At 46.4% G+C, this 23,560-nt stretch carries 21 protein-coding genes; 20 read left to right on the top strand and 1 reads right to left on the bottom strand.

Annotated features, from left to right (window positions below; translation table 11 throughout):
• Positions 1–25: 25 nt before the first annotated feature.
• The 15 genes from AC0KH7_RS07580 to AC0KH7_RS07510 all read left to right on the top strand — a co-directional run bounded on the left by AC0KH7_RS07580 (position 26) and on the right by AC0KH7_RS07510 (position 14,099).
• Positions 26–1,027: an NAD-dependent 4,6-dehydratase LegB gene (locus AC0KH7_RS07580; protein ID WP_472372197.1), complete on the top strand. Its 1,002-nt coding sequence runs from the start codon at positions 26–28 to the stop codon at positions 1,025–1,027.
• Positions 1,020–2,231 (top strand): LegC family aminotransferase, encoded by a 1,212-nt coding sequence (locus AC0KH7_RS07575; RefSeq protein WP_472372195.1) that lies wholly within the window; start codon positions 1,020–1,022, stop codon positions 2,229–2,231. Before AC0KH7_RS07580 ends, AC0KH7_RS07575 begins: the two co-directional genes overlap by 8 nt.
• Positions 2,228–2,884 carry an acetyltransferase gene (locus tag AC0KH7_RS07570; protein WP_472372193.1) on the top strand — a complete coding sequence of 219 codons (657 nt, stop codon included), beginning with the start codon at positions 2,228–2,230 and terminating at the stop codon, positions 2,882–2,884. The genes AC0KH7_RS07575 and AC0KH7_RS07570 overlap by 4 nt, the downstream gene beginning before the upstream one ends.
• The gene (neuB, locus tag AC0KH7_RS07565) at positions 2,885–3,934 is read left to right on the top strand and encodes an N-acetylneuraminate synthase (protein WP_472372191.1); all 1,050 of its coding nucleotides are present in this window, start codon (positions 2,885–2,887) and stop codon (positions 3,932–3,934) included.
• Positions 3,927–4,634: a TylF/MycF/NovP-related O-methyltransferase gene (locus AC0KH7_RS07560; protein WP_472372189.1), complete on the top strand. Its 708-nt coding sequence runs from the start codon at positions 3,927–3,929 to the stop codon at positions 4,632–4,634. The genes neuB and AC0KH7_RS07560 overlap by 8 nt, the downstream gene beginning before the upstream one ends.
• Before the next feature lie 15 nt (positions 4,635–4,649).
• Complete coding sequence (locus AC0KH7_RS07555; RefSeq protein ID WP_472372187.1) at positions 4,650–5,351, top strand: class I SAM-dependent methyltransferase; 702 nt, start codon at positions 4,650–4,652, stop codon at positions 5,349–5,351.
• On the top strand, positions 5,348–6,238 hold the full coding sequence (locus tag AC0KH7_RS07550; RefSeq protein WP_472372185.1) for an ATP-grasp domain-containing protein: 891 nt from the start codon (positions 5,348–5,350) through the stop codon (positions 6,236–6,238). The genes AC0KH7_RS07555 and AC0KH7_RS07550 overlap by 4 nt, the downstream gene beginning before the upstream one ends.
• On the top strand, positions 6,238–7,389 hold the full coding sequence (gene neuC / locus AC0KH7_RS07545) for a UDP-N-acetylglucosamine 2-epimerase (protein WP_472372183.1): 1,152 nt from the start codon (positions 6,238–6,240) through the stop codon (positions 7,387–7,389). Before AC0KH7_RS07550 ends, neuC begins: the two co-directional genes overlap by 1 nt.
• Before the next feature lie 101 nt (positions 7,390–7,490).
• Positions 7,491–8,168: a PIG-L deacetylase family protein gene (locus AC0KH7_RS07540; RefSeq protein ID WP_472372181.1), complete on the top strand. Its 678-nt coding sequence runs from the start codon at positions 7,491–7,493 to the stop codon at positions 8,166–8,168.
• Positions 8,169–8,231: 63 nt separating this feature from the next.
• A complete protein-coding gene (locus AC0KH7_RS07535) occupies positions 8,232–8,960 on the top strand; it encodes an acylneuraminate cytidylyltransferase family protein (protein ID WP_472372179.1) in 729 nt (242 codons plus the stop codon).
• Positions 8,947–10,008 carry an N-acetylneuraminate synthase family protein gene (locus AC0KH7_RS07530; protein ID WP_472372177.1) on the top strand — a complete coding sequence of 354 codons (1,062 nt, stop codon included), beginning with the start codon at positions 8,947–8,949 and terminating at the stop codon, positions 10,006–10,008. Before AC0KH7_RS07535 ends, AC0KH7_RS07530 begins: the two co-directional genes overlap by 14 nt.
• Complete coding sequence (locus AC0KH7_RS07525) at positions 10,001–10,978, top strand: phosphotransferase enzyme family protein (protein ID WP_472372175.1); 978 nt, start codon at positions 10,001–10,003, stop codon at positions 10,976–10,978. Before AC0KH7_RS07530 ends, AC0KH7_RS07525 begins: the two co-directional genes overlap by 8 nt.
• A gap of 367 nt (positions 10,979–11,345) precedes the next feature.
• Positions 11,346–12,311, top strand: coding sequence for a hypothetical protein (locus AC0KH7_RS07520; protein ID WP_472372173.1), 966 nt, complete (start codon positions 11,346–11,348; stop codon positions 12,309–12,311).
• A complete protein-coding gene (locus AC0KH7_RS07515) occupies positions 12,308–13,021 on the top strand; it encodes an acylneuraminate cytidylyltransferase family protein (protein ID WP_472372171.1) in 714 nt (237 codons plus the stop codon). The genes AC0KH7_RS07520 and AC0KH7_RS07515 overlap by 4 nt, the downstream gene beginning before the upstream one ends.
• Positions 13,022–13,046: 25 nt before the next feature.
• Positions 13,047–14,099, top strand: a complete 1,053-nt coding sequence (locus AC0KH7_RS07510) for a nucleotidyltransferase family protein (protein WP_472372169.1) — start codon at positions 13,047–13,049, stop codon at positions 14,097–14,099.
• 63 nt (positions 14,100–14,162) lie between these two features.
• Here the strand turns inward: AC0KH7_RS07510 and AC0KH7_RS07505 are convergent, their stop codons facing one another.
• Positions 14,163–16,646 (bottom strand): 6-hydroxymethylpterin diphosphokinase MptE-like protein, encoded by a 2,484-nt coding sequence (locus AC0KH7_RS07505; protein ID WP_472372167.1) that lies wholly within the window; start codon positions 16,644–16,646, stop codon positions 14,163–14,165.
• A gap of 251 nt (positions 16,647–16,897) precedes the next feature.
• On the opposite strand from AC0KH7_RS07505, the gene AC0KH7_RS07500 reads away from it, so the two are divergent.
• The 5 genes from AC0KH7_RS07500 (at position 16,898) to fliD (ending at position 23,528) form a co-directional block, all read left to right on the top strand.
• Positions 16,898–17,716, top strand: coding sequence for a flagellin N-terminal helical domain-containing protein (locus AC0KH7_RS07500; RefSeq protein WP_472372165.1), 819 nt, complete (start codon positions 16,898–16,900; stop codon positions 17,714–17,716).
• A 60-nt stretch (positions 17,717–17,776) separates the two neighbouring features.
• A complete protein-coding gene (locus AC0KH7_RS07495) occupies positions 17,777–18,250 on the top strand; it encodes a flagellar protein FlaG (protein WP_472372163.1) in 474 nt (157 codons plus the stop codon).
• Between the two features lie 292 nt (positions 18,251–18,542).
• The gene (locus AC0KH7_RS07490) at positions 18,543–19,361 is read left to right on the top strand and encodes a flagellin N-terminal helical domain-containing protein (RefSeq protein ID WP_472372161.1); all 819 of its coding nucleotides are present in this window, start codon (positions 18,543–18,545) and stop codon (positions 19,359–19,361) included.
• A gap of 1,097 nt (positions 19,362–20,458) precedes the next feature.
• The gene (locus tag AC0KH7_RS07485) at positions 20,459–21,277 is read left to right on the top strand and encodes a flagellin N-terminal helical domain-containing protein (protein ID WP_472372159.1); all 819 of its coding nucleotides are present in this window, start codon (positions 20,459–20,461) and stop codon (positions 21,275–21,277) included.
• Between the two features lie 244 nt (positions 21,278–21,521).
• Entirely contained in the window at positions 21,522–23,528 is a 2,007-nt protein-coding gene (gene fliD / locus AC0KH7_RS07480) for a flagellar filament capping protein FliD (RefSeq protein ID WP_472372157.1), read from the top strand.
• Positions 23,529–23,560: the final 32 nt, after the last annotated feature.

The raw sequence follows: 23,560 nt of genomic DNA, 5'->3' as shown, positions 1-23,560 counted from the left end.
AAACACAATAAAAGCGAGAGAGGGAATGACGGAAGCATATTGGCACGGAAAACAGGTTTTGGTCACGGGCGCGGACGGTTTTATCGGTTCGCACTTAACGGAGCAACTCGTGAAAGCCGGCGCCAAAGTCCGCGCCCTGGCGTTATACAATTCCTTCAATTCCTGGGGCTGGCTGGATCAATCCCCTTATCTGGACGACATCGAAGTGGTGGCCGGGGACGTTCGGGATCCGTTTCTGTGCCGAAAAATCACTCAGGATTGTCACACGGTCTTCCATCTGGCCGCTTTGATCGCGATTCCGTATTCCTATGTCGCGCCGAATTCGTATGTGGAAACCAATATCAACGGGACTTTGAATATTGCCCAGGCCTGCCTGGATAACGGCGTTCAACGATTGATGCATACCTCCACGTCGGAAATCTATGGCACCGCGCAGTATGTACCGATTGACGAAAAACACCCGGCGCAACCGCAATCGCCTTACAGTGCCAGTAAAATCGGCGCCGACGCCATGGCGATGTCGTATTTCAACGCCTTTGAATTGCCGGTTTCCATTGCAAGACCGTTCAATACTTACGGGCCGAGACAGTCCGCCAGAGCCGTGATTCCGACCATCATCACCCAAATCGCCAATGGCATGAAAGAAATCAAACTCGGGGATACCAGCCCGACACGCGATTTTAATTTCGTGACCGATACTTGCCGAGGCATGATGGCGATTGCTCAGTCTGAAAATGCGGTTGGTGAAACCATTAATATTGGTTCCAACTTTGAAATTTCCGTGCAGGATACGTTGGAGATGATTAAAGACATCATGGAATCCGATGTGGTGTTCGTGACCGACGAAGCGCGCTTGCGTCCTAAGGATTCGGAAGTCTTTCGCCTATGGTGTGACAACACCTTGATTCAATCGTTGACCGGTTTCGAGCCGCAATACGACCTGCGAACAGGCCTGGAAGAAACCGTTCGTTGGTTCCGCAACCTGGACAATCTCAAACAATACAAAGCGGGCATTTACAATGTCTGACCGCTTGGCCGACACGCAAACACTGATTGATTTTATCCGGGATACCTATGCGGTGCCGAGCGCTGAAGACGGCTTGATTCCATTGCACGCGCCTTGTTTTGACGACACCGAAAAACACATGGTATCGGACTGCATCGACAGCACCTTTGTGTCGTCAGTAGGTCAGTATGTGAACCGCTTTGAAGAAGCCATGGCCGACTTTACCGGCGCCAAGCATGCGGTTGCGGTGGTGAATGGCACCATGGGCTTGTTTCTGGCGCTGAAAGTGGTCGGTGTGCAACCGGGGGATTTGGTGTTGACGCAGTCTTTGACTTTTGTGGCCACGCCGAATGCCATCAAGTTGTGTGGCGCGGAGCCTGTGCTTTTGGATGTGTCTCGTAAAACCATGGGTTTGTGTCCGCACAGTTTGGCGAGTTTTCTCGCCGAACAAACGCATTTTGAAAACGGGCAATGCGTGCATACTGAAACCGGCCGACGCATTGCGGCCTGTGTGCCGATGCACACCTTAGGGTTTCCGTGCGAAATCGACCGTCTGGTGGATATTTGCCGAGAACATCACATTAAGCTGGTGGAAGATGCCGCTGAAAGCCTCGGTTCCGAGTATCGAGGGCGCCATACCGGTACGTTTGGCGATGTCGGTGTGTTCAGTTTTAATGGCAATAAAATTCTCACCACTGGCGGCGGTGGCATGTTGGTGACCGACAATGCCGAATTGGCAGAGCATGCTAAACACCTCAGCACCACCGCCAAGGTGCCGCACGCTTGGCATTTTGAGCATGACGAAGTGGCGTTTAATCTGCGGATGCCGAATTTGAACGCGGCGCTGGGCGTAGCGCAAATGCAAAAGCTACCGGCGTTTCGCCAGCAAAAACGCGCTTTGGCCGAACGTTATCGAACGATTATTGAAAAAACGCCAGGCCTGGCGTTTTTTGATGATGCCAATAATGGCCATGCGGCGGAATCCAATTATTGGTTGAATGCCGTTTTGTGTGACGATGCCGCTCATCGCGAGGCATTTCTGGCGTTTACCAATGAGCAGAAGATCCAAACCCGGCCACTCTGGACACCGATGCATAAGTTGGAAATCTACCAGGCCTGCCTGCAAACCGAGCTGGCGAATACCGAGTGGCTGGCGAATCGGGTTGTAAATTTGCCGAGCGGGATTCCTTGCCAAGGTTCGTCAAAAGAGGGCACGGGGTTATGAATCGGACGCCTTTGTTGTTATTGGGGGGCGGCGGTCATTGCGCGTCGGTGATCGAGGTGATTGAAGCCACGGATGCTTATGATATTGTCGGCATTATTGAGTCCCCCGAATCGCAAACCGACTGTGTGTTGGGATATCCGGTCATCGGGCTTGATGACGATCTGCCTTACTGGATTCAAAAAGTGCCGACTTGTCTGGTGACCGTCGGCCAGCTTAAGTCCTCAGCGGTACGGCGTCGTTTGTACCAACAGGTGCTTGATTTGGGCGGGCATTTCCCCAGTGTGATTTCGCCATTCGCGAAGGTATCCGCATCGGCTAAAATCGGCGGGGGTACGGTGGTGATGCATCATGCCTTGGTGAATCCCGGAGCGGAAATTGGCGTGAACAGTATTATCAATTCAAAAGCGTTGGTCGAGCACGATGCTCGTATCGGAGATCATTGTCATATTGCGACGGGCGCCTTATTGAATGGCGGAGTGAGTGTTGGCGATGATTGTTTGGTCGGCAGCGGTTCGGTGGTGGTGCAATCAACGCAGATTACTGAAAAAACCGTTATTGGCGCAGGCGCTGTGGTGGTTAAGGATATTACCGAACCGGGTGTTTATCTCGGGCAGCCAGCCGTCCGGTACGTTGAAACGGGGGCAGGAGATTAAATGGCAAACTCAAACAGTACTTTCCGTACTTTCATTATCGCCGAAGCCGGGGTGAACCATAACGGCCATTTAGAATCGGCGTTAGCCTTGGTCGATGCCGCGGTTGCGGCGGGTGCGGATGCGGTGAAGTTTCAAACGTTCAAAACCGAAGCCCTAGTGTCTAAATCCGCCAAACAGGCCGATTATCAAACGGAAAATACCGGTCAGGAACAAAGTCAGTACGATTTATTGAAATCGCTAGAGTTATCGGACTCCGATCACCAAACCCTGATCGAGCATTGCCATCAAACCGGGATTGAATTTATGTCCACGGCGTTTGATTCCGACAGTATTGATCTTTTAAGCGCTTTGGGTGTAACGCGGTGGAAAATCCCATCGGGGGAATTGTTGTCGGTGCCTTATTTGCGGAAAATCGCGAATTTGAATCAGCCAACCATTTTATCGACCGGAATGGGAAACTTGGAAGAAGTGCAACTGGCGGTGGCCACTTTGCTTAATGCCGGACTGCATGTCTCTAATTTAACCGTATTGCATGCCAATACGGCTTACCCGACGCCTTATGAAGATGTTAATTTACGCGCGATGAAAACTCTGAAAGAGGCGCTGAATGTGCCCATCGGTTTGTCCGATCATTCCCTCGGCATCGAAGTGCCGATTGCGGCGGTGGCATTGGGGGCTTCGATTATTGAAAAACATTTTACATTGGATCGTTCTTTACCCGGGCCGGACCATAAAGCCAGTTTGGAGCCGCCAGAATTGGCAAGTATGGTTTCGTCGATTCGTCATGTTGAAATGGCCATGGGATCCGGTCAAAAAGTCGCGTCTGAGTCAGAAAAGTGCAATATGTCTGTTGCTCGTAAACGAATTGTGGCCGCGACGGCTATTCAGCCGGGTGAGACCTTGTCTGAACGTAATTTAACCTTGAAAAGGAGTGATCGGGGGATTGAAGCCCGTTTTTGGGATCAGGTGATTGGCATCGTGGCCGATAAAGCTTATATGAAAGATGCTGAAATCGAAGCGTCTATAATTCTAGGAAACAAACATGATTGAAAAAATTTGGAATCAAAATACCAGTGGCCTTCAAGCCAAACTGGATCAGTTTGAAAAATATGCCCGAAGACAAAATATATCGCGTTTCATTGCTCGATATGAGCTTTTTAAATTACAGATGCCTGTCAAGGGTTCGATTGTGGAAGGAGGCGTTCATCACGGAGCCGGTTTATTCGGTTGGGCAAAACTTTCGTCTGCACTGGAGCCTTATGCATTGGATCGTTGGGTGGTCGGCTTTGATTCGTTTGGTGGTTTCCCGTCTACACACGCCAAAGATCAGGAAACGGCTCATGAAAATGAACAACGGGTGACGGGCGGGTTTGATACGGGCTATGATGTTTTCCAAGAGCTTCAAGACTTAACCGAGGTTTATGATGAAAATCGTTTTTTAAATCAATTTGAGAAAATTAAACTGGTGAAAGGGGATGTGGCCGAGACGGTACCGGCTTTTTTAGAAGAAAATCCACATTTTTTGTGTAGTTTATTGGTGTGTGATTTTGACTTGTATGAGCCGACGAAGGTGATGTTAGAGCAGATGGTTCCGAGAATGCCGAAAGGAGCTGTGATTGTGTTTGACGAAATCAATAACCCGAACTGGCCGGGTGAAACGATGGCGTTACTTGAAACGCTGACATTGAATCAGTTACGAATTCAGCGCTTCCCGTTTGATCCAAATATCGCTTATGCAATGATTGAATAATAAATGGAATGAATTATGTCGGACAAATTGAAAAAAGAAAAATGGGATGAAAGTTACTTGAGAAAAGGCGGTCATGTCTTTTTTCCGCATGAAGAAATTATTCGCTTTTTTGCAAAATACATTCGTAAACGCACCGGCGTCAATGAATTTGAAAATCGCGTCGACTTTTCTACAGCACCTAAAGTGTTGGACGTAGGTTGCGGTATGGGACGCCATATGGTTTTTGCGAGCCAAATGGGATTGGATGCTTATGGCGTGGATCTCTCTTCGGAAGCGATTCGTTTGGCTAGAAGCTGGTTTGAAGCGGAAGGTTTGGGGATTCCCGATGATCAGGCTCATAATGGCAGTATCACAGAGCTGCCGTGGGAAGACGCTTTTTTCGATTTTGCGATGAGCCACGGTGTGTTAGACAGCATGTATTTTGATATTGCCAGGCAGGGGTTAGCCGAAGTGGGGCGAACCTTGAAGCCCGGCGGTCTTTTTTATTGCGACTTGATTTCCGGTGATGACTTTAAACACGCCAAAGAATATAGCGGAGACGAAGTGGTTGAAACCGAGCATGAAAACGGCACGGTGCAATCTTACTACAACTACGGCCGTATTCAGGAATTGTGCCAAGGACTGTTTGATATCAAAGAAGCTTTTTTGATTCGAAAGGAAGAAGTCCATTCAGGTGTTTACATTTCCAGATGGCATTTGGTTTTAGAGAAGCAATGACATACAAGGTTATGACCGAGGCTTCCGGAAGTCTGGCGGCCGCTTTCCTGATCGAAAACATTCAACAGGCGGGGTTTAAAGCCATTGCTTCCGATATTTCGGAGGAAAATGCCGGGCGTTATTTAGCGGATGACTTTATTCAACTTCCGAGGGTTTCGGCAGAGGACTTATGGTCGGTGACGCAAAAAAAAGTGATTCAACATGGCGTGGATACCATTCTGCCCTCTTTGGATGAAACCCTGAGTGATTGGTCAGGCCAGGCCTGGCTGAATGAAGAGAAGATTACTTTGGTGGCTTCGCCAGTGGACACGTTGAACTGTTTTTTGGATAAATGGCAAGCCTATCGTTTTTTTACGGCGGTGGGAATTCCGACCCCTAAGACAAGCCTGGAAGCCGATTATGCCTTGGTTAAGCCACGGTTTGGTCGAGGAGGCCAAGGTATTGAGGTGGGGACTCAGCCAGAAGATATGAGCGGGCTTATCAGCCAAGAAGTGGCCTCTGGCATTGAGTACACGGTGGACGTCCTGTGTGACCAATCGGGAGAACCCGTGTATATTATTCCGCGTCGGCGTGGTGGTGTAGTGGCCGGTAAATCGACCAGCGGCCTAACCGAAAACCATGTTGAAATCATTCGAACCGTCAAAAAAGCCTGTCAAGCGATTCATTTTATCGGTCCGGTGAATTTTCAATGCTTTGTGAATGAAGATGGTCTGTCTTTTATCGAAGTGAACCCCAGAATATCGAGTGGTATGGCCTTGAGTTTTGCGGCGACGAATAATTGGATTGAGCAAATCGTTAACCATCTGAAAAATGGAAAGCGGATTGAAAGCGTCCCCGTTCGATGGGGGATGAAAATGTATCGATACTACAAAGAGGTCTTTGTTTAATGAAGGTCATGGGCATTACTGGCATTCGTTCGGAATATGATATTTTGCAGCCGGTTTTAGCGGAAATCGCTCGTCGAGCAGGGTTTCAAGTTTCCGTTACCGTGATGGGTGCGCATTTATCTAAAACGTTTGGTGAAACGGTTCAGGAAATTCGTAAAGACGGTTTTCAGATTGCGGATGAAATCGAGAGTTTATTGGATAGCGATCGTAAAAGTGCACGGATAAAAGGTCTGGGAATGGAAGTTTTGGGGCTGACGCAAACGGTGACGCGGGAGCAGCCTGATTTATTACTCATTGTCGGCGACCGTGAAGAATCGATTGTGACGGCTCTGGTTGGCGCTTATTTGGATATTCCGGTAGCGCATATTGCCGGAGGAGACCGGGTTGTAGGGAATGTAGACGATCAGGTGCGTCACGCGGTTTCCAAGTTGGCAACCATCCATTTCACCACCAATGAAGAAAGCGCGCAAAGACTGATTAAGATGGGGGAGCAACCGTTTCGAGTGTTCAATGTCGGTACTCCGGGGATTGATCGCTTAATGAGTACGCCGACGCTTTCTCGTGATGCTTTGGGTCAACAATTGGGCATCGATTTAGCCGGCGAAAAGCCTTATATTGTGGTCTTGCAACATGTTATTTCTTCTGAAGCGGATGAAGCTTATACTCAAATGACACAAACACTTCAGGCGGTTAAAGCTTTTGGGCACCCCGCTGTGGTGATTTACCCGAATTCAGATTCCGGTGGACGGGAAATTATTCGGTGCATTGAAGATGAGGCGCCCGAAGGGTATTTTGTAACGGCGCAGAATTTGCCCCGGCTGGAATTTGTTAACCTTCTGAAAGGGGCGAGTTGTTTGCTTGGAAACTCCAGTTTAGGCATTATGGAAGCGCCCGCTTTATCCTTGCCGGTCATCAATGTGGGTAACCGCCAAAAAGGACGGCTTCACGGTAATAATGTGCAATTTATTCCCCACCAAAGTGACAAGATTGTTTCTGCATTACAGAAAGCCGTTTATGATTTGCCATATCGGCAATCGGTTCAAGAAGGGGAGAAGCCTTACGGAAGCGGTGATTCAGCCAGTAGAATCGCTGATGCGCTTGAAGGTATCGACTTTGATGATCAATGGATGATTAAAGATATAACGTATTAAATAAGTATTAAATAAGGACACCTCGAATACCCACCGGTGAGATTTTGCGGGACAAAAAGGTGGCTTATTCGAGATGCCCATAAACGAAACCGGATAAATAAATGAAAGATTCGAAACGCGTTTTAGTGGTGGCCCCACACCCGGATGATGAAATTTTAGGGTGTGGCGGTTCTTTATTACGGTTGCAAAACAGCGGGGCTGACATTTATTGGTTAATCGTGACCCATATGAATGAAGCTTTAGGGTATTCCGCTGACCAGATTCAAAAGCGAAATCAGGAAATTCAATCGGTGGCCAAAGGCGTTGGGGTGACTCAAGTTTTTAATCTTGAGTTCCCGCCTGCACGCCTGGATACACTCCCGTTATCGGATTTGGTGGGAGCCTTTGTCCAAGTGGTTGAAACGGTTGAACCGGATACGTTGTTAATTCCGAACCGGGGCGATGTTCACAGCGATCATAAAATCGTTTTTGATGCGTGCTCGCCGCTCTCCAAGTCGTTTCGGTTTCCTTATATTAAAAACATTAAAGTCTATGAGACGCTCTCGGAAACCGACTTTAGTATCAACCCGGATGCGAAGCCCTTTCAACCGGATTTTTACTTTGATATCACGGATTTTCTGGACGAGAAAACGAAGTTGATGTCTTTGTATGAAAGTGAGGTCGCTCCATCGCCGTTCCCTCGGAATGGCGAGGCTCTAGAAGCTTTAGCACGGCTCAGAGGTCAGGTCGCTGGTTGTCGATATGCCGAAGCGTTCATGACGTTAAAAAATGTGCAATAACCCGAGCTTGAATGATCAATTCGCTCGTTTAGAAAACATCCTGTGTTTGAGAAAAAGGTAACTATGTCCAACAGTACTCAAAAAGCGATTGCTTTGATTCCCGCACGCGGGGGATCGAAAAGATTTCCGGGCAAAAACATTGCCCGTTTTATCGATAAACCACTTCTTTGTTGGACGCTTGAAGCGGCGATGGCTTCAAACTGTTTTGAAAAAATCGTGGTCAGCAGCGATGATGATGAAACGCTTGAGATTGCGAACCGTTATAACAACCCGAAAGTTGAAGCGATCAAACGATCAGACGCGCTTTCGGCCGATAATGCGACAAGCGCGATGGTGTTAAACGATTTGTTGGATCAATGTGACGCTAAGGGAGAAGCGTATGATTGCTGTGCCATTTTATTACCGACCTGCCCTTTGCGAAGCGGTGCGGATATAGTCAATGCGTTTGAGCTGCTGGATTCGGAAACGGATGCGGTTGTTTCGATGAAAGCGTCGCCCTGCATTCCGGAGTTTGTTTTCACCTTGGATGGGCACCAAAAGGCGGCACCTTTGGTTAAAAATTCAGCTTTGTTTAAAGGCATCAGTCGTCGTCAGGATTATCAGGAAATGTTTTACCCAAACGGTGCCATCTATTTGGGCTGGACATCGACTTACCGAGAAAATGAATCATTTTACACGCAAAATTTTAAAATCTACGCGATGCCGGAATATCGGTCTGTTGATATTGATGTGGTTGAAGACTTGACCTTGGCAGAGGCTTACTGGAAGGACTACATTAATGGACAAAAATAAGACCTTTCAACTTGGTGGTGTTATGGTCGGAGCGGGGAAATGCCCGCTGTTGCTGCCGGATATCGGAACCTTTTTCAATCAAGATATGGAACAGGCCGAACAAATGATACGGCAGTTGGCGGAAGCCGGTGTGAAAACGGTGAAGGGCGAAGTCTTGCAACGAGCCGATATTGCCTTGGACGTGGATTATGAAGACGAATATTTAGTACGCGAAGGTCAGCTTCAAAAAGAAAATTACCGTCGTTTGATTGAACGTAAAGTGGTCAGTCTAGAGGGTTATGAACGCTTGTTTACGCTTTGTCGAAACCTTGGCATGCAAGTGGTGGTTTCCATTTACGATTTCGAAGGCGCAACGTTCGCCGCTGACCAAGGCTGCGTGGCGTTAAAAATTGCATCGTCTAATATTACGCACCAACCGTTGATTGAATATGTTGCCCAGCTTGGATTGCCGATGATTATGGATACGGGACGGGCCAACTTAGGCGAAATTGCGCGAGCGGTGAATTGGGCCGAGAAAGCCGGAGTTCGCCACTTGATTATTCAGCAGAGTCCTAAAGCGCCGCCTGCACCGGTTTCTGAACACAATTTGCGTTTTATGGAAACTTTACGTCAAACATTCGGTTGTCAGGTGGGGTTGTCGGACCATCATGCCGGGACGGAAATGCTATTGGCCGCTACGGTGATGGATGTGGCGGTGTTGGAGAAGGGTGTTTATCCGGATGGTGCGGAAATGGATCAAGGCGTTTATCATGCCATGCCGGTTTCGCAAGTAGGTGAAACGCTCAAGCAAATTCAACAAATTCATGCCGCTTTGGGGGATGGACGAGCGCCGTTGGAAACCCAACCACACCGTGCACGAATGGGGCTGGTTGCTAAAACGGATTTGCCCGCGGGTGCCGTTTTAAGTCTGGACATGGTGGATTTTGCTTTCCCAGCCTTGGGCATTGGTACCCAGGCCTGGCCAGAAGTGGATAAAGCCGTTTTGAAGCACCCCATTGCAGGTGGCAGCGTGATTCGATGGAGTGACCTTGAGCCACGAAATGCATAAACCTCCAGCCTTTCTTGCGCATGCGCCAGAGCGAGTGTGTTATGAGGCCTTATCGGCCTCTGACAATGCGGCTTTGTGTCAGTTTCTGGATGAAACTGAGGGCCAGCTGTTTCGGATGCAGGAGACCGCTTATGAATTTCCATACGGTTTTTATCGATTTGACGAAAAAGGGTCTGACCCATGTCGCCGTTTTTGGAAGCTGCTACCGGAGGCCTTTTACGACTTGGAAAGTTTTTCAGCTCAATTGGAAAGAGATCTAAACCAAGCCGGGGTGCGGGCGCGGTTTTTGAACATGGCCAGAGGTGACTTTCAGGGGGTTAGGGTCTGTGTGGTCGGCAGTGATTTTCTCGATTTTTCTCCCTGGCCCGCGCAACCGGAACACGCCGCTAGGCTTGGCCAATATTTAGCACGCTTACATCAGGTACTGAAACGGCACCCTTTTCAGGCACAATGTCGTGAAAACTGGTTGGAGCGAAAAACCGGGTTCGATCACGTTCTGGAGTGGGTTGACGCTTTTTCGGGTTCAAAACTGGTGGTGGGCGAGTTGACCATCCCTAAAGCCGAGTTAGCGTTATTCATTGAGCATTATGCACTGTTGGATTTTGATTTAAGTGACGCGCAAATGGTGCATGGTGATTTGAACCCGGGCAATGTTTTGTCGTTTGAAGGCGAGCCTTGTGTCATCGATTATGAAAATGCGCGTTACAGTTTTTTTCCTCCGGTATTTGATTTGGCCATGGCGGTTCAACGGTTGTTGTGGAAACAACCGTTGAACACGGTCGAGCTCCTCGAAACACGTATGTGTGAAGCTTATGGATTTGACGGCGATTTAAAGCCTGCCATGATGGCATTGTCGGTTCGTTCCATGGCGGTCTTACTGGAAAATGCAATTTTTAAACAGGGGCCTGTGCCACAGAGAGAGTGGGATAAATTCGTGGCACTGATGAGGCAGGCACAAAACCGTCCTTGATCCAAAGGAAGGATAGCGAGTCGTCCTGTCGTTCCTAGGATGACGTGCTTAAAAAGGATTGAATTCGGAGTGGTAAAAAGCCGTATTTTTATATAACCTTAACAGTGAATTGAACTGGGAATCGATAAACCATAAGGATTGTGGCCGACCAATTAATTTGATGATGAAATTATTGATAACAGCGAGAGACCCCGCAACGGCCGTTTCCTTTGAAAGATTGATTCCGGAATTGTTTCGAAGCAATCGATTCCAGTTAAAGGTGCTTTGTCAGGAGCCGGCCTATGGGCTCTTAAAAGCGTTGATCCCGAGGGAACAATTGGAGCGGGTCGCGGAAAAGGATTGCAAGGCACTCTTACAAGAAGGGAGCTTGCAAACCATATTTAAGCGCTTTCAACCGGATGCGGTTTTGACCGGGATCTCCGGCCCGGATACGGGGCTTGATGAAGCGGTCTTGCATTATGCGGAGCAATGTCAGATTCATTCTTATGCCTTACAAAATTCTTGGGGCGGGATGAATCGGCTTTCCGGCGCTTTGCCCAAAACGGTTTTTGTGATTGACCAGGAAGCGGCGCGATTGACGCATAAGCGACACCCCCGAATAGAAAGTGTTCCGATTGGGTCGCTTAAACATGCCGGTTATCGTTATTATGATCCGGTGTCGTCCAGGCGGAAAAATCGTCCAGGCCTGGTCGGTTTGGACTCGGATACCATTTTGGTGGGTTTTTTTGGGCAACCGATTCCGGGCGTTCTCGGCTACTTTGAAACCGTGGAAGGCTTGATTCGACAATTGTCGAAATGGCAGCGACCCTTTAAGTTACTTTATCGACCACACCCGAAAGAAAGCCGTCAGCAACGCGATCGGACGTTGGACATGTTTCGGAAGGCGTTCGGCAATCAAGTCGAAATGAATCCGTGCCGGGATATTAAAGACAGTTTGGTGGTATGTGATTTGGTTTTGAGTGCGTTTTCCAGTTCGTGCTTTGATAACCTGTATTTGAATGAAGTGGCGGCTGAACCCTTTAATGTCAGTGTCTATTTATGGTTTGAGCCGGCTTTGATCGAATGGTGGCAGTCCTATAGCCAACTGGAACAATTGCCGTTGGTGACTGAAGAGTTACTGTTGTCGGTCGATACAGAAGATGAGTTACTATTCGTTCTTGAGAAAGGGTTACGGGGCGATACGCGCCATTATTTATGGAATCGAGCCAAACGGTCTTTGCCCTGTCCGCAGGCGTCTGCCGATTTACTCATTCATAAGTTATTGAGTGACTTTGACGCTATGAAGCATGGAATGGACGATACCCCGGAGTTTAAAAGACGAGGAAAGGTATGATTGAACAAGAAACAATTTTAGGCATTATTCCAGCCTATGATGCCGAGATCGGTTTCATTGCTCGGGACCTGTATCCGATTTTAGACAAACCGCTTTTGCAATATACGATTGAAGAGGCGCAAAAAAGCCAATACTTTAATCGGTTAATCGTATCCAGCGAAGAGGCTCAAGTTATTGAGTTTGCCGACACATTTGGTGTGGAAACCGATAACGATTGCTTGGATCGCTCCTTGACAGATCAAGATAGGCTGGTTGAAGTTGTTCTTCATGCCTTGGATCGTCTGGAGGAGTGTGACCAGTTGCCGGATGTGGTTGTGGTGTTATCGCCGACGACGCCTTTACGTACCATCGAAGAAATTGAGGCGGCTATTTTGCAGTTTTTGGAAAATGATTCGGATTCTTTGGTCAGTGTGCATCCGGTGAGTGAATCCCTCCATAAATACCTGAGCGTGCAGGATGGGGGCTGGGAGTACAGTTGTCAGTCGCAGTTGCCTGTGGAAGAAGCGGCTTTAACGGATGGGCATTATTTGATTAATGACGCTATTTGCATTGTCACGCCCCAATTTTTAAGAGAACATCGTCAATGGGTTGTGAAAGGGGCATCCAGTCTGTTTATGATGGACGCGGCTTCCGGTATGCATGTGAATGATTTGGCGAATGTGTATCAAGTGGAAGCGCTGTTGAAGATGCGACAGGTCCATATGAAGTAAAAGGAAAATGAAGTTGGGAGATGCGATGGATTTATTTGATTGGCAAGCCATTTCGATAGACGAAAAGGCGACGATTCGCGATGCCTTGACGGTATTGGATCAACAGGCAATGCAAATTGTCCTGGTCATTTCCCAAGATCGAAAGTTGCTTGGCACGGTTACCGATGGTGACATCCGTCGTGGCTTGCTGAGAGGGGAAACCTTGGATAGCCCAATCGACTTGGTCGCTAACCCGCACCCGACAGTGGGGTATCAATCGGAAACGGAAATGGTTTGGCATCAGCATATGAAACGGCGTTCGTTGCGCCATATGCCAATTCTGAACGACCACCATCAAGTGGTTGGTCTATATTACCGTAAAACGCAAGCCACGCCACGCCGTGATAATCCGGTGGTCTTAATGTTGGGTGGGCTAGGGATGCGGTTGCGTCCTTTAACCGAAACCATTCCAAAACCCATGTTGCCGGTTGGCAATCAACCCATTTTGGAAACCATTGTGAAACACATTGCAGAACAAGGCTTTACGGAGTTTTATTTTTGCATTAATTATCTGGGTGAGAAAATTCGTCAATATTTTGGGGATGGCGAGAAGTGGGGCATTCATATTACCTATATTGAAGAAAGCAAGCCGATGGGAACGGCCGGCGCTTTGGGGTTGTTGCCAAAATTACCAGGCCTGCCTTTTATCGTTATGAATGGCGATTTGTTAACTAAAATTGATTTTCGTTCTTTGCTGGAGTTTCACGAAGAGCATGGCAACTGTGTTACAACCTGTGTTCGTGAATATTCGCATCAAGTACCCTATGGCGTGATTGAAATGGAAGGCCCTTATATCAATCAAATGGTGGAAAAACCGATTTATCGATACTTTGTGAATGCCGGTATTTATTGCCTCTCGCCAGAGGTATTGGCGAAGATTCCGCAAGACAGTTTTTATGATATGCCAACCTTGGTGGATGTTTTGATTGACGATAATCGAAAAACAGGTGGTTTTCCATTGACGGAATATTGGATGGATATCGGCCATATCCCCGATTACGAACAAGCGCAAGCGGATTATGAAGTATATTTTAAATAAGTCGCAAAAAAGCCAGATTTTATCCGGCTTTAAATGTTTGTGACTTTGGTGAATAAAGAAAGGTTAATTTTTCGGGCGGGTGGCTAAATTCATTAACTCATTCGCAACGATGTTGTCCGGTTCCATTTCTTGAATGGTTTGAATGGTTTGAATGGCATCGTCTTGAAGCCCGAGATAAATCAAAAGTTTGGCCAGTTTTATCCGCGCCGCGACATCCTTTTCGTTGCGGTTTAAATAGTGTATGTAGATTTCGGCCGCGCCAGGCCCGTCGCCTGTGGCCGCTAAAATATCGGCGTAGGCTACAAAAAACTCGTCGGAGTAATGGGTTAACACTTCGAGCGCATTTAACGCTGTGTGATAATCTTTTTTCTCTAACGATATTTTCACGACGCGTTTCAATCCTGTCATGAGAAGTTGTTGGTCTTTAATTTGAACGAATTGGTCGATGGCATCGTCCAGCATACCTTTCAATTCATACAAAAAACCGGTTCCTAAATGACAGAGATCTTTTGATTTAGGATTATCCCGTTCCGAAATGTAATTGATCAGTTCTTGCAAATCGTACGGACGGTTTTCTGCAAAGTAACGGCGGGCTCTTTCGGCCAGGTTGGATAACTTTTCGCCTTCCAGTTTTAGCTGACGATGCTGCTTTGTTTCTGTGGATTTCAGCTCGGTTTCATAAGCGTCTAAAAGTTCATCAACTGCTTTGCGCTGAGAAGCGTCGAGATCCTCTAAGGACAGGTTGTTCATTTTTAACCAGACGAGCGGTCGGCCTTCCTCGTGTAACTCTCGCCATTTGGGGATTAATTTATCGAAGTGTTTGGTGCCTTCCGTTTCCTTTAAGCGGTGGTTTAAGCGGTCAATGGCGGTTTCAATCGCTTTTTTCAACGGGGTGGCTGAATCCACCAGGCCTGAAAAATAACGTAGAAAAGATTCTTTGATCTCGTCACGTGTCATTTCTTCCTGGTTGATACTGGGGTCCATGAAGTCTTTATAGGCTTTAGTGTAGTAATTGAAAATGAATTCAGCATGTGATCCGAGTTGATGATTGACACTTCGTATCAGCTGAATGATGTCTTGAGTCAAACGGTCGGTTTCATCTAAGTTTTTAAAAAGGCGCTTGGCGTATTTTTTACCTTGTTTAGATTCTTTGATTACAGTTTGACATAAGCTGTGTATTTCCTGGCAATAACGTTTGGCGTCTTTTAAGTGCGTTTTGTAGGACTCTAAGTCAAACGTTAAGACATCTTTAATGGACGCTAGGGCGGAATTTTTGTTTAAGTCGGACAGGTGGATTTCGTCAGGGTGTCTGTATTCAACATTTTCCATAAACGCCGTTTCTTGGCTCAGAGTGAAATAACGGCTTTTGAAATGTTTTAACGAATAGATGACAAGTTCTTCCATGCCTTCACGGGCATTGGCAAAACTCGGTGTGGTTTCGGCAATACGCCCACTGTAAGTCTTAACTCGGTTGGTTGCGGTATTCAGGTATTTACCCGTTTTGGATTCGACACTTTCGGATTCATGGCTTTGGCCGCTTGCGGCATGGCAAAAGTCGACGCCGGAAAATAATATTTGTTCGGCACCGAGGTAGGCTGCCACGGAGGTCATTGTGTTCGTCACGGTCGGGCCGACAATGTTTAAATTGTCTGGCTGAGGATGAGCATCGTCAAGCCATGGGTACATCAGCCCCAGATAGGCATGAGCGCCCCCCCATTCAGCCAATAATTTATTATTGGCGTTATTGGAATGAACCAAAATGGCGGAGTCGGCAAACTGCAGTATCGGCTTGCTGTTATCGTAACTGACATCATGCGGATCAACGGTAACGAAGAAATCAGGGTGAATGCCTTCTTTTTTCAGACGATTGGCTATCCTTGCAGCGGCAAATATAATCAGTTGATGTTGATGCTGTTTGACCCAGTTAATCGATTCGTCAAGAGAGGGGCCTCCGCCCATAATGACGGCGGTTTTACCCTCCAGTGTATTTTCGATGAGAGAGAGGGGATGATGGTTTGTGGCTAAATTGTTCAGTTGGCTGTCAACAAAAATGTTATTGATGGCGAACCCGACTTCAGAAATAGAAAAAATATTGAACTTGTCAAGTGTGGTTTCCCAAAGCTGCTGGTAGGGTTCACTTTTCCGGTCCAGGACGGCTAAGGAGCGTAGCAGCTGATATCGATTATGGGCAACGTAGTCTGTGTAGCTGTCCGATAATTCAGAGAAGTTAATATCTTCCGGCTTCAGACTAATCAAATCCTCATCCCAATCCATATTCTTTTGGATGTAATCCATGAGTTCCGGTTTCTCAATCACAATATAGCGCCGACCCTTGCCAGAATGATATTTTTCGAGGTATGGAATCAGTAAGCCAGAATCCGAACCGACAATAATAAATAGAGTGTTTTTTTGATCAAGAACTTGGCTGAATACCTTGTTGAAGGTCGATGTTGCACCGATGTTATCAAAAGCCGATTGATTGATCTCTTGGAAATATTGGTCACCGAAAGCATTGGTGTAGACATTTTGGGTGTCGATGGTATTCATAGACTCTCATTTTTTGCATATGGTTGGAAAGAAAATTCTGGGTTGAAAGGCTTTGTTTTTCAAGCTCTTTATATTTCCTGAAACCCTAAACAGGAAGTATGCCAAAAAAAAATTAAAAAAAATGTATTTTTTTTCTAAAGGTTTATAAAAATCGGCCGTTACCAACAGTGAAGGGAAAGATTCTGACGATTGATGAAGCTATAAAAATAATAACAATCGCGTATTAAGTAATAGTAAAAGGAGATAAGATCATGGCAATGGTAATCAACACCAATATCCCATCGGAGAATGCGGTACGTTTATTAGATCGTTCAAGTACTCAGATGGATACTGCAATGGAACGTTTGACCTCAGGTCTTCGTATCAACAAAACAGCCGATGACGCAGCCGGTAAAGCGGTGGTCACTGGCATGACAGCGCAAATCACCAGTACCGATATGGCCATTCGTAATGCCAATGACGGGGTTGGTCTGGTACAAACCGCAGACGGTGCCGCGGAAGAAACAGTGAATATGCTGTATCGAATCCGTGAGTTGGCCACGCAGTCCACCAACGAAACCTACACGTCTTCACAACGTGCACAAATGAATGTAGAGGTGTCGCAGTTACGTCAGGAAATCAACCGGGTGGCTTCGACCACCAAATTCAACGGTGTCAAACTGATGGCTTCCGCGAATAACATTTCCATCCATGCCGGTTGGGAAACCAATGGGATGAACACGTTGAAAGTGTCCTTGAAACGCATGACGGCTTCTTCGCTGGGTGTGACCGGGACGGTACAAACAGCGGCTTCTGCGCTGGGCGTGATGTCTCAGGTGGATCAGGCTTTGAAAAGTGTGGCCACTATTCGTGCCGGTTGGGGTGCGATGCAGAACCGGATGGAATACACCATCTCCAACCTGCAGAATGTGAATGAAAACATCTCGGCCGCGCGTAGCCGAATCGAAGATACGGATTATGCGAAAGAGAGTGCGGAACTGGCAAGAACGCAAGTATTGCAGCAAGCGGGTCAAAGTATGTTGGCGCAAGCCAATCAGCAACCGCAAAACGTTTTGTCACTGTTGAGTTAATCTTAGTGTAAACTTTGAATTAGCTCACTGGGCTTGTTTATAGATAGGGGAGGGTATGACATGAATACTCTTAATGATGAAATGTTAAGTATCAGAGCTCTGTTGCAGGGAGGTGCTGTTGTACAGTCTCGTTCAGAGGATACCAAAGCATCCGAACCATCGACTCCTTTGAACAAGCTCAGCGTTTCTGATGAAGTGCAAGCTTCTCGGGATTCGTTAAAGTCAGGGGTTTCTCAATCGGCAACGCAAGAGGTGCCTAAAGTCTTATCGAATGAAGACATGGAGGCATTGGTTGATAACATTAATAATATGTTAGAGAATCTGGATAACTTTATGCGTTTCCAAAAAGATGAACTTACCGGTCGCAACATTTATTCGTTGGTCGATGGTGATTCAAATGAAGTGATAAAACAATTTCCTTCAGAAGAATTTCTTGATGTCTCTCGTAGATTGGTTGAATATTTAGAAGCTGAGCTTTCTAAAGGCGCTTCTCTAGACAGTAAAACTGGAAATATAGTCAGCGATATTGTTTAGCTAGGGGCTTGTTTTTTGCTCGAAGCCTTAAAAAAGCGGATGTTAGGGGAAACCTAACATCCGCTTTTTTATTTTTAGCATTTATTCCTTTATAACCGGAGGTTATATTTGACCCCTTGCGCTGTTTAAAAAGCGTATTTGTTGAAGGGGAAGTCATTTTTTTTGTAAAAAAGCATCAAGTTTTTAGGTGAGATACCGATAACCCTATTGAAGCACAGAGGTTTCCAACTTTGCTTAATAGAAGGTAAGGAAGGTGGCCTTTAATTTCGACTACACATGGGAGTAAAGTATCATGGCAATGGTAATTAATACGAACATCCCTTCCGAGAACGCGGTGCGTTTATTGGATCGTTCAAGCAATGAGATGAGCACAGCAATGGAACGTTTGACTTCCGGTCTGCGTATCAACAAAACCGCAGATGATGCGGCCGGTAAAGCAGTTGTTACAGGGATGACAGCGCAAATCACCAGTACTGAAATGGCGATTCGCAACACCAATGACGGGATTGGTCTGGTACAAACCGCAGACGGTGCCGCGGAAGAAACAGTGAATATGCTGTATCGAATCCGTGAGTTGGCCACTCAGTCCACCAACGAAACCTACACGTCTTCACAACGTGCACAAATGAATGTAGAGGTGTCGCAGTTACGTCAGGAAATCAACCGGGTGGCTTCGACCACCAAATTCAACGGTGTCAAACTGATGGCTTCCGCGAATAACATTTCCATCCATGCCGGTTGGGAAACCAATGGGATGAACACGTTGAAAGTGTCCTTGAAACGCATGACGGCTTCTTCGCTGGGTGTGACCGGGACGGTACAAACAGCGGCTTCTGCGCTGGGCGTGATGTCTCAGGTGGATCAGGCTTTGAAAAGTGTGGCCACTATTCGTGCCGGTTGGGGTGCGATGCAGAACCGGATGGAATACACCATCTCCAACCTGCAGAATGTGAATGAAAACATCTCGGCCGCGCGTAGCCGAATCGAAGATACGGATTATGCGAAAGAGAGTGCGGAACTGGCAAGAACGCAAGTATTGCAGCAAGCGGGTCAAAGTATGTTGGCGCAAGCCAATCAGCAACCGCAAAACGTTTTGAGTTTACTTCGGTAATCAATAGGGTAGTAACCGAGAGGGCTTTGTCCTCTCGGGCATTTTCAATTATGTTTTGATTTAAAGGCTGTATCTACAGCCTTTAAATCAAAACATAATACCACTTAGATGGGCTTTAAGGCTTTTGTATCGGTGAGGAGAGCTATCGTGATAGACCCAAAAAGTGTCAGGTTTAACAAAGGAATCTATGCACGTCGAATAGGGAGTGATTTAACGTTCTCTTTGTCGTTGCTTTCTTCCAGCAGACAGGAAGCCAGCAAGATTCAATCTTTTGAGCGGCTAGAGGTTAGGCGTTTAATGGCTCGAATTAAAGACTGCGTGAGAGGCGGAGCGAGTGAGTTTATGAAAGCGCAATCCTCTGCTTCAGAAGACGGTAGCATTTTAAAGCTATTAAGATAGTAGAGAACAGGACGTGTTGATTTGTCCGTTGATAATAACCTCAATATCAATTAGAAATCATCAAATAAAACATTTTAAATAAAAATTTTTAGGGGTTTCCCTTGTGTGTTAACGGCGTGACCAGTAATGGCATGCCGTTTTTTTTAGCTGTTTTTTGTTGAATAGAATGAGAACCGGTTCTGTGGGGGAGAGAAAAAATGTTACTGGGGACAGTCTTTATGATTGATTAAAGTTATACGGATCGACCTAAGAGGAATAAGTAATTGAGTCGATTTTAAGGTAAAATAAAGGTGCTGGATTATCTTTGTGATAATAACAGCTCCCTTGTGTGTTAACGGTTTGTTCAGAAATGGGCAAGCCGTTTTTTTTGTTACTAATTTTGAAATATTTTGAGAGATTTGCATGAGTGGGGCGCGATAGAAAAATGAGATAAAATTTTTCTGAATTAGGCGGAAAACGCAGCGAATAGCGAGCTATTTGCCAGTTTTTCAACGACATTCAGGGAAATTTTAGCCGTTTTTATCCGTGCATTCATCTCGTGCAAATCTCTCATTTTTTTAAAAAAAGACAAAAAAAACTAAAGAGATTTGATTTGGGTCCGATAAAGGTATTGAAGGCCACGAAGAAGGTCTCAATAGTAAAGATAATAAGCAATAACAAATAGTTAAAACACACAGGTACACACAAGGAGAACTATCATGGCAATGGTAATTAATACAAATATCCCTTCAGAAAATGCAGTACGTTTATTGGATCGTTCAAGCTTTGAAATGAACACTGCAATGGAACGTTTGACTTCCGGTCTTCGTATCAACAAAACTGCAGATGATGCAGCCGGTAAAGCGGTTGTCACTGGTATGACAGCGCAAATCACAAGTACCACCATGGCGATTCGCAACACCAACGACGGGATTGGTTTGGTACAAACCGCAGACGGCGCGGCGGAAGAAACAGTGAATATGCTGTATCGAATCCGTGAGTTGGCGACTCAGTCCGCCAACGAAACCTACACGTCTTCACAACGTGCACAAATGAATGTAGAGGTGTCGCAGTTACGTCAGGAAATAGCTCGAATTGCTTCCACCACCAAATTCAACGGTGTCAAACTGATGGCTTCCGCGAATATCATTTCCATCCATGCCGGTTGGGAAACCAATGGGATGAACACGTTGAAAGTGTCCTTGAAACGCATGACGGCTTCTTCGCTGGGTCTGGTCGGAACGGTACAAACAGCGGCTTCTGCGCTGGGCGTGATGTCTCAGGTAGATCAGGCTTTGAACAGTGTGGCTACTATTCGTGCCGGTTGGGGTGCGATGCAAAACCGAATGGAATACACTGTGTCCAACCTGCAGAATGTGAATGAAAACATCTCGGCCGCGCGTAGCCGAATCGAAGATACGGATTATGCGAAAGAGAGTGCGGAACTGGCAAGAACGCAAGTATTGCAGCAAGCGGGCCAAAGCATGTTAGCACAGGCTAATCAGGCTCCACAAAATGTGCTGTCCTTGCTACAATAAGTTTAAAAGCAATTAAGCATCAAACCCGGGGGTGTACGCCTACCGGGTTTTTTTTTGCCATTTTACCCATCCTGGCCTATGTTATGCTTTAGGTTTTAAAGGTGTCTTTTTAATCTGTGGCGAGATGTGGCCGTATAGAATTAAAGTTTTATTTTAGGCGGCCGATTTACTAATTGTAGTAACCAAAAAATAATACAAATAGCGTTACAATATAGATATTCCAATTTTAGGCTGGAGAAAAATCATGGCAAACGATATCGGTGTAAGTATTCTCAACTCGATGGGTGCGAACACGTTTGATGTGGCAAATATGTCCAAGACACTGGCAGAAGCCGATGTCGCGTCCAGACGAAGCATTATTGAAAACAATGAAACCAGATATAACAGCCGTTTAACAGGCTACGATACTTTAGGATTGGCCTTTGATGGTTTTATGTCGCAAATAACGACGTTAACGGATATCAGTAATTTCCAGCAGAAATCAGTGCTTTCGTCCGACCCTTCTGTCATTGATGCGACTGTGACGGGCAGCCCTAATAATGGTTCTTATCAAGTCGAAGTTCAGTCTTTAGCCTCTTCTCATACTTTGGCGACACAGGCCGAGTTTGCTTCTACGAACAGTGTTGTTGGGGAAGGTACTTTGAGCTTTAATGTGGGCGGTGCGGTGAGTAATGTCACTATCGATGCCACCAATAATACCCTGTCCGGTATTCAGCAGGCCGTGAATGATGCCGGTATCGGTGTTAATGCGACTGTCGTCAATGTCGGAACAGGCTATAAGTTGATGTTTTCTTCTGCTCAATCGGGTGCCGGTAATACGATTGATGTTTCCATCACGGGCGATACCGATGGAAATAATACGGATGCCTCTGGTCTGTCACGATTAGCCACCGCCAATATGGATCAAACGGTAGCGGCTCAGGATGCGACGATTGTGGTGAACGGTTTGACCGTAACAAACTCCGGTAATCAAATTGACGGTGTTATCGAAGGCGTATCTTTAAACTTAAAATCTTCCGATGTTGGCAGCGTTAAAACCATTGAAATTCAGAATGATACCGAAGGCTTGGGTCAAGCGGTTCAGGATTTCGTTGATTTGTATAACTCCCTGGGAGGCATTTTCGACAACTTAGGTTCAGATGAAACCAGTGAAGATGACGAAACCATGGGGGTGCTTAATGGCGATTCGACGTTAAGAGAAGTTAAAAGTCGTATTCGCAGTGCGTTGATTGATTCGATTCCAGGGTTGTCCGGCTCGGTTCAATCGTTAGCCGATATTGGAGTCAAATCCAATTTGGATGGTACGTTGTCTTTGGATACGGCTCGTTTGAATACCGCCATCGCCAATAATCCTGAAGCCGTCGGGAAGTTGTTTGCGGCCAGTGCAACGGCGACAGACAATCAGGTTTCCTACCTTGGTTCAACGGACGAAACGGTGGAAGGAACCTTTGATTTGACAATCAATACGGCGGCTTCACAAGCGCAAGTTGCCGGTGGTTCAATTGGTGCCGGAGGCGACATTACCATTGACGGTACCAATAACGTTTTGAAGGTTGGCGTGGATGGTGCCACATCGCTTGATTTGCAGTTGACTGCGGGAACCTATACTCGAGATGATTTAGCGAAAGAAATTGCTCGGGTGATTAATAATGATACAAATGTCTCGTCCGCTGGCGGACATGTCGCGGTTGAATATGATGCGGCCACGCAAAGTTACACGATGACATCGGAAAAATACGGGTCGGCTTCCAAATTGGAGCTGGTCTCCGGTAATTTTTTAACCTCTGGTGTGTCGGGGCTTGGTGTGACGGCGGAAACGGCCGGGCAGGATGTACAGGGTTATCTGGAAAACACCGATGGCACTTTGTATACGTTTGTTGGCCAAGGGCAAGATGTTACCATTAATTCGATCTTAGATGGTTCGCCGAGAGGATTGGAATTTAAAGTTGAAGGCGCTACGACTGGTGCCAGAGGCTCTTTAGAATTTAACCGCGGTTATGCGGATCGTTTGGGTATTTTGTTTGACGAGTTAATGGATTCTGAGACCGGTGTGGTTGGTAATCGTATTTCGAATTATCAAGACCGCTTAGATGAGGTCGAAGCAGAAAAGGAAAAAGTGGATGATCGCTACGAAAAATTGGAAATGAAATATCGCATTCAATTTGGTGCCCTTCAAAGCTTGATTTCTCAAATGGATCAAACGCGTCAGTCACTCGCTTCTATGTTGGTGACAAATAATAATGATAACTGATCATTGTGCAATCGCTCGGCTTAGGCACTTTT

Origin of the sequence: Hydrogenovibrio sp. (genome assembly GCF_965140365.1) — a bacterium.
Taxonomy (GTDB): Bacteria; Pseudomonadota; Gammaproteobacteria; order Thiomicrospirales; family Thiomicrospiraceae; genus Hydrogenovibrio.
This window is presented reverse-complemented; position numbering and strand designations above follow the sequence as displayed.

What these genes read in the sequence shown, in the direction of transcription:
- AC0KH7_RS07580 (WP_472372197.1), top strand. Translation starts at nt 26, where the DNA reads ATGACGGAAGCATATTGGCACGGAAAACAGGTTTTGGTCACGGGCGCG.
- AC0KH7_RS07575 (WP_472372195.1), top strand. Translation starts at nt 1,020, where the DNA reads ATGTCTGACCGCTTGGCCGACACGCAAACACTGATTGATTTTATCCGG.
- AC0KH7_RS07570 (WP_472372193.1), top strand. Translation starts at nt 2,228, where the DNA reads ATGAATCGGACGCCTTTGTTGTTATTGGGGGGCGGCGGTCATTGCGCG.
- neuB (WP_472372191.1), top strand. Translation starts at nt 2,885, where the DNA reads ATGGCAAACTCAAACAGTACTTTCCGTACTTTCATTATCGCCGAAGCC.
- AC0KH7_RS07560 (WP_472372189.1), top strand. Translation starts at nt 3,927, where the DNA reads ATGATTGAAAAAATTTGGAATCAAAATACCAGTGGCCTTCAAGCCAAA.
- AC0KH7_RS07555 (WP_472372187.1), top strand. Translation starts at nt 4,650, where the DNA reads ATGTCGGACAAATTGAAAAAAGAAAAATGGGATGAAAGTTACTTGAGA.
- AC0KH7_RS07550 (WP_472372185.1), top strand. Translation starts at nt 5,348, where the DNA reads ATGACATACAAGGTTATGACCGAGGCTTCCGGAAGTCTGGCGGCCGCT.
- neuC (WP_472372183.1), top strand. Translation starts at nt 6,238, where the DNA reads ATGAAGGTCATGGGCATTACTGGCATTCGTTCGGAATATGATATTTTG.
- AC0KH7_RS07540 (WP_472372181.1), top strand. Translation starts at nt 7,491, where the DNA reads ATGAAAGATTCGAAACGCGTTTTAGTGGTGGCCCCACACCCGGATGAT.
- AC0KH7_RS07535 (WP_472372179.1), top strand. Translation starts at nt 8,232, where the DNA reads ATGTCCAACAGTACTCAAAAAGCGATTGCTTTGATTCCCGCACGCGGG.
- AC0KH7_RS07530 (WP_472372177.1), top strand. Translation starts at nt 8,947, where the DNA reads ATGGACAAAAATAAGACCTTTCAACTTGGTGGTGTTATGGTCGGAGCG.
- AC0KH7_RS07525 (WP_472372175.1), top strand. Translation starts at nt 10,001, where the DNA reads ATGCATAAACCTCCAGCCTTTCTTGCGCATGCGCCAGAGCGAGTGTGT.
- AC0KH7_RS07515 (WP_472372171.1), top strand. Translation starts at nt 12,308, where the DNA reads ATGATTGAACAAGAAACAATTTTAGGCATTATTCCAGCCTATGATGCC.
- AC0KH7_RS07510 (WP_472372169.1), top strand. Translation starts at nt 13,047, where the DNA reads ATGGATTTATTTGATTGGCAAGCCATTTCGATAGACGAAAAGGCGACG.
- AC0KH7_RS07505 (WP_472372167.1), bottom strand. Translation starts at nt 16,646, where the DNA reads ATGAATACCATCGACACCCAAAATGTCTACACCAATGCTTTCGGTGAC.
- AC0KH7_RS07500 (WP_472372165.1), top strand. Translation starts at nt 16,898, where the DNA reads ATGGCAATGGTAATCAACACCAATATCCCATCGGAGAATGCGGTACGT.
- AC0KH7_RS07495 (WP_472372163.1), top strand. Translation starts at nt 17,777, where the DNA reads ATGAATACTCTTAATGATGAAATGTTAAGTATCAGAGCTCTGTTGCAG.
- AC0KH7_RS07490 (WP_472372161.1), top strand. Translation starts at nt 18,543, where the DNA reads ATGGCAATGGTAATTAATACGAACATCCCTTCCGAGAACGCGGTGCGT.
- AC0KH7_RS07485 (WP_472372159.1), top strand. Translation starts at nt 20,459, where the DNA reads ATGGCAATGGTAATTAATACAAATATCCCTTCAGAAAATGCAGTACGT.
- fliD (WP_472372157.1), top strand. Translation starts at nt 21,522, where the DNA reads ATGGCAAACGATATCGGTGTAAGTATTCTCAACTCGATGGGTGCGAAC.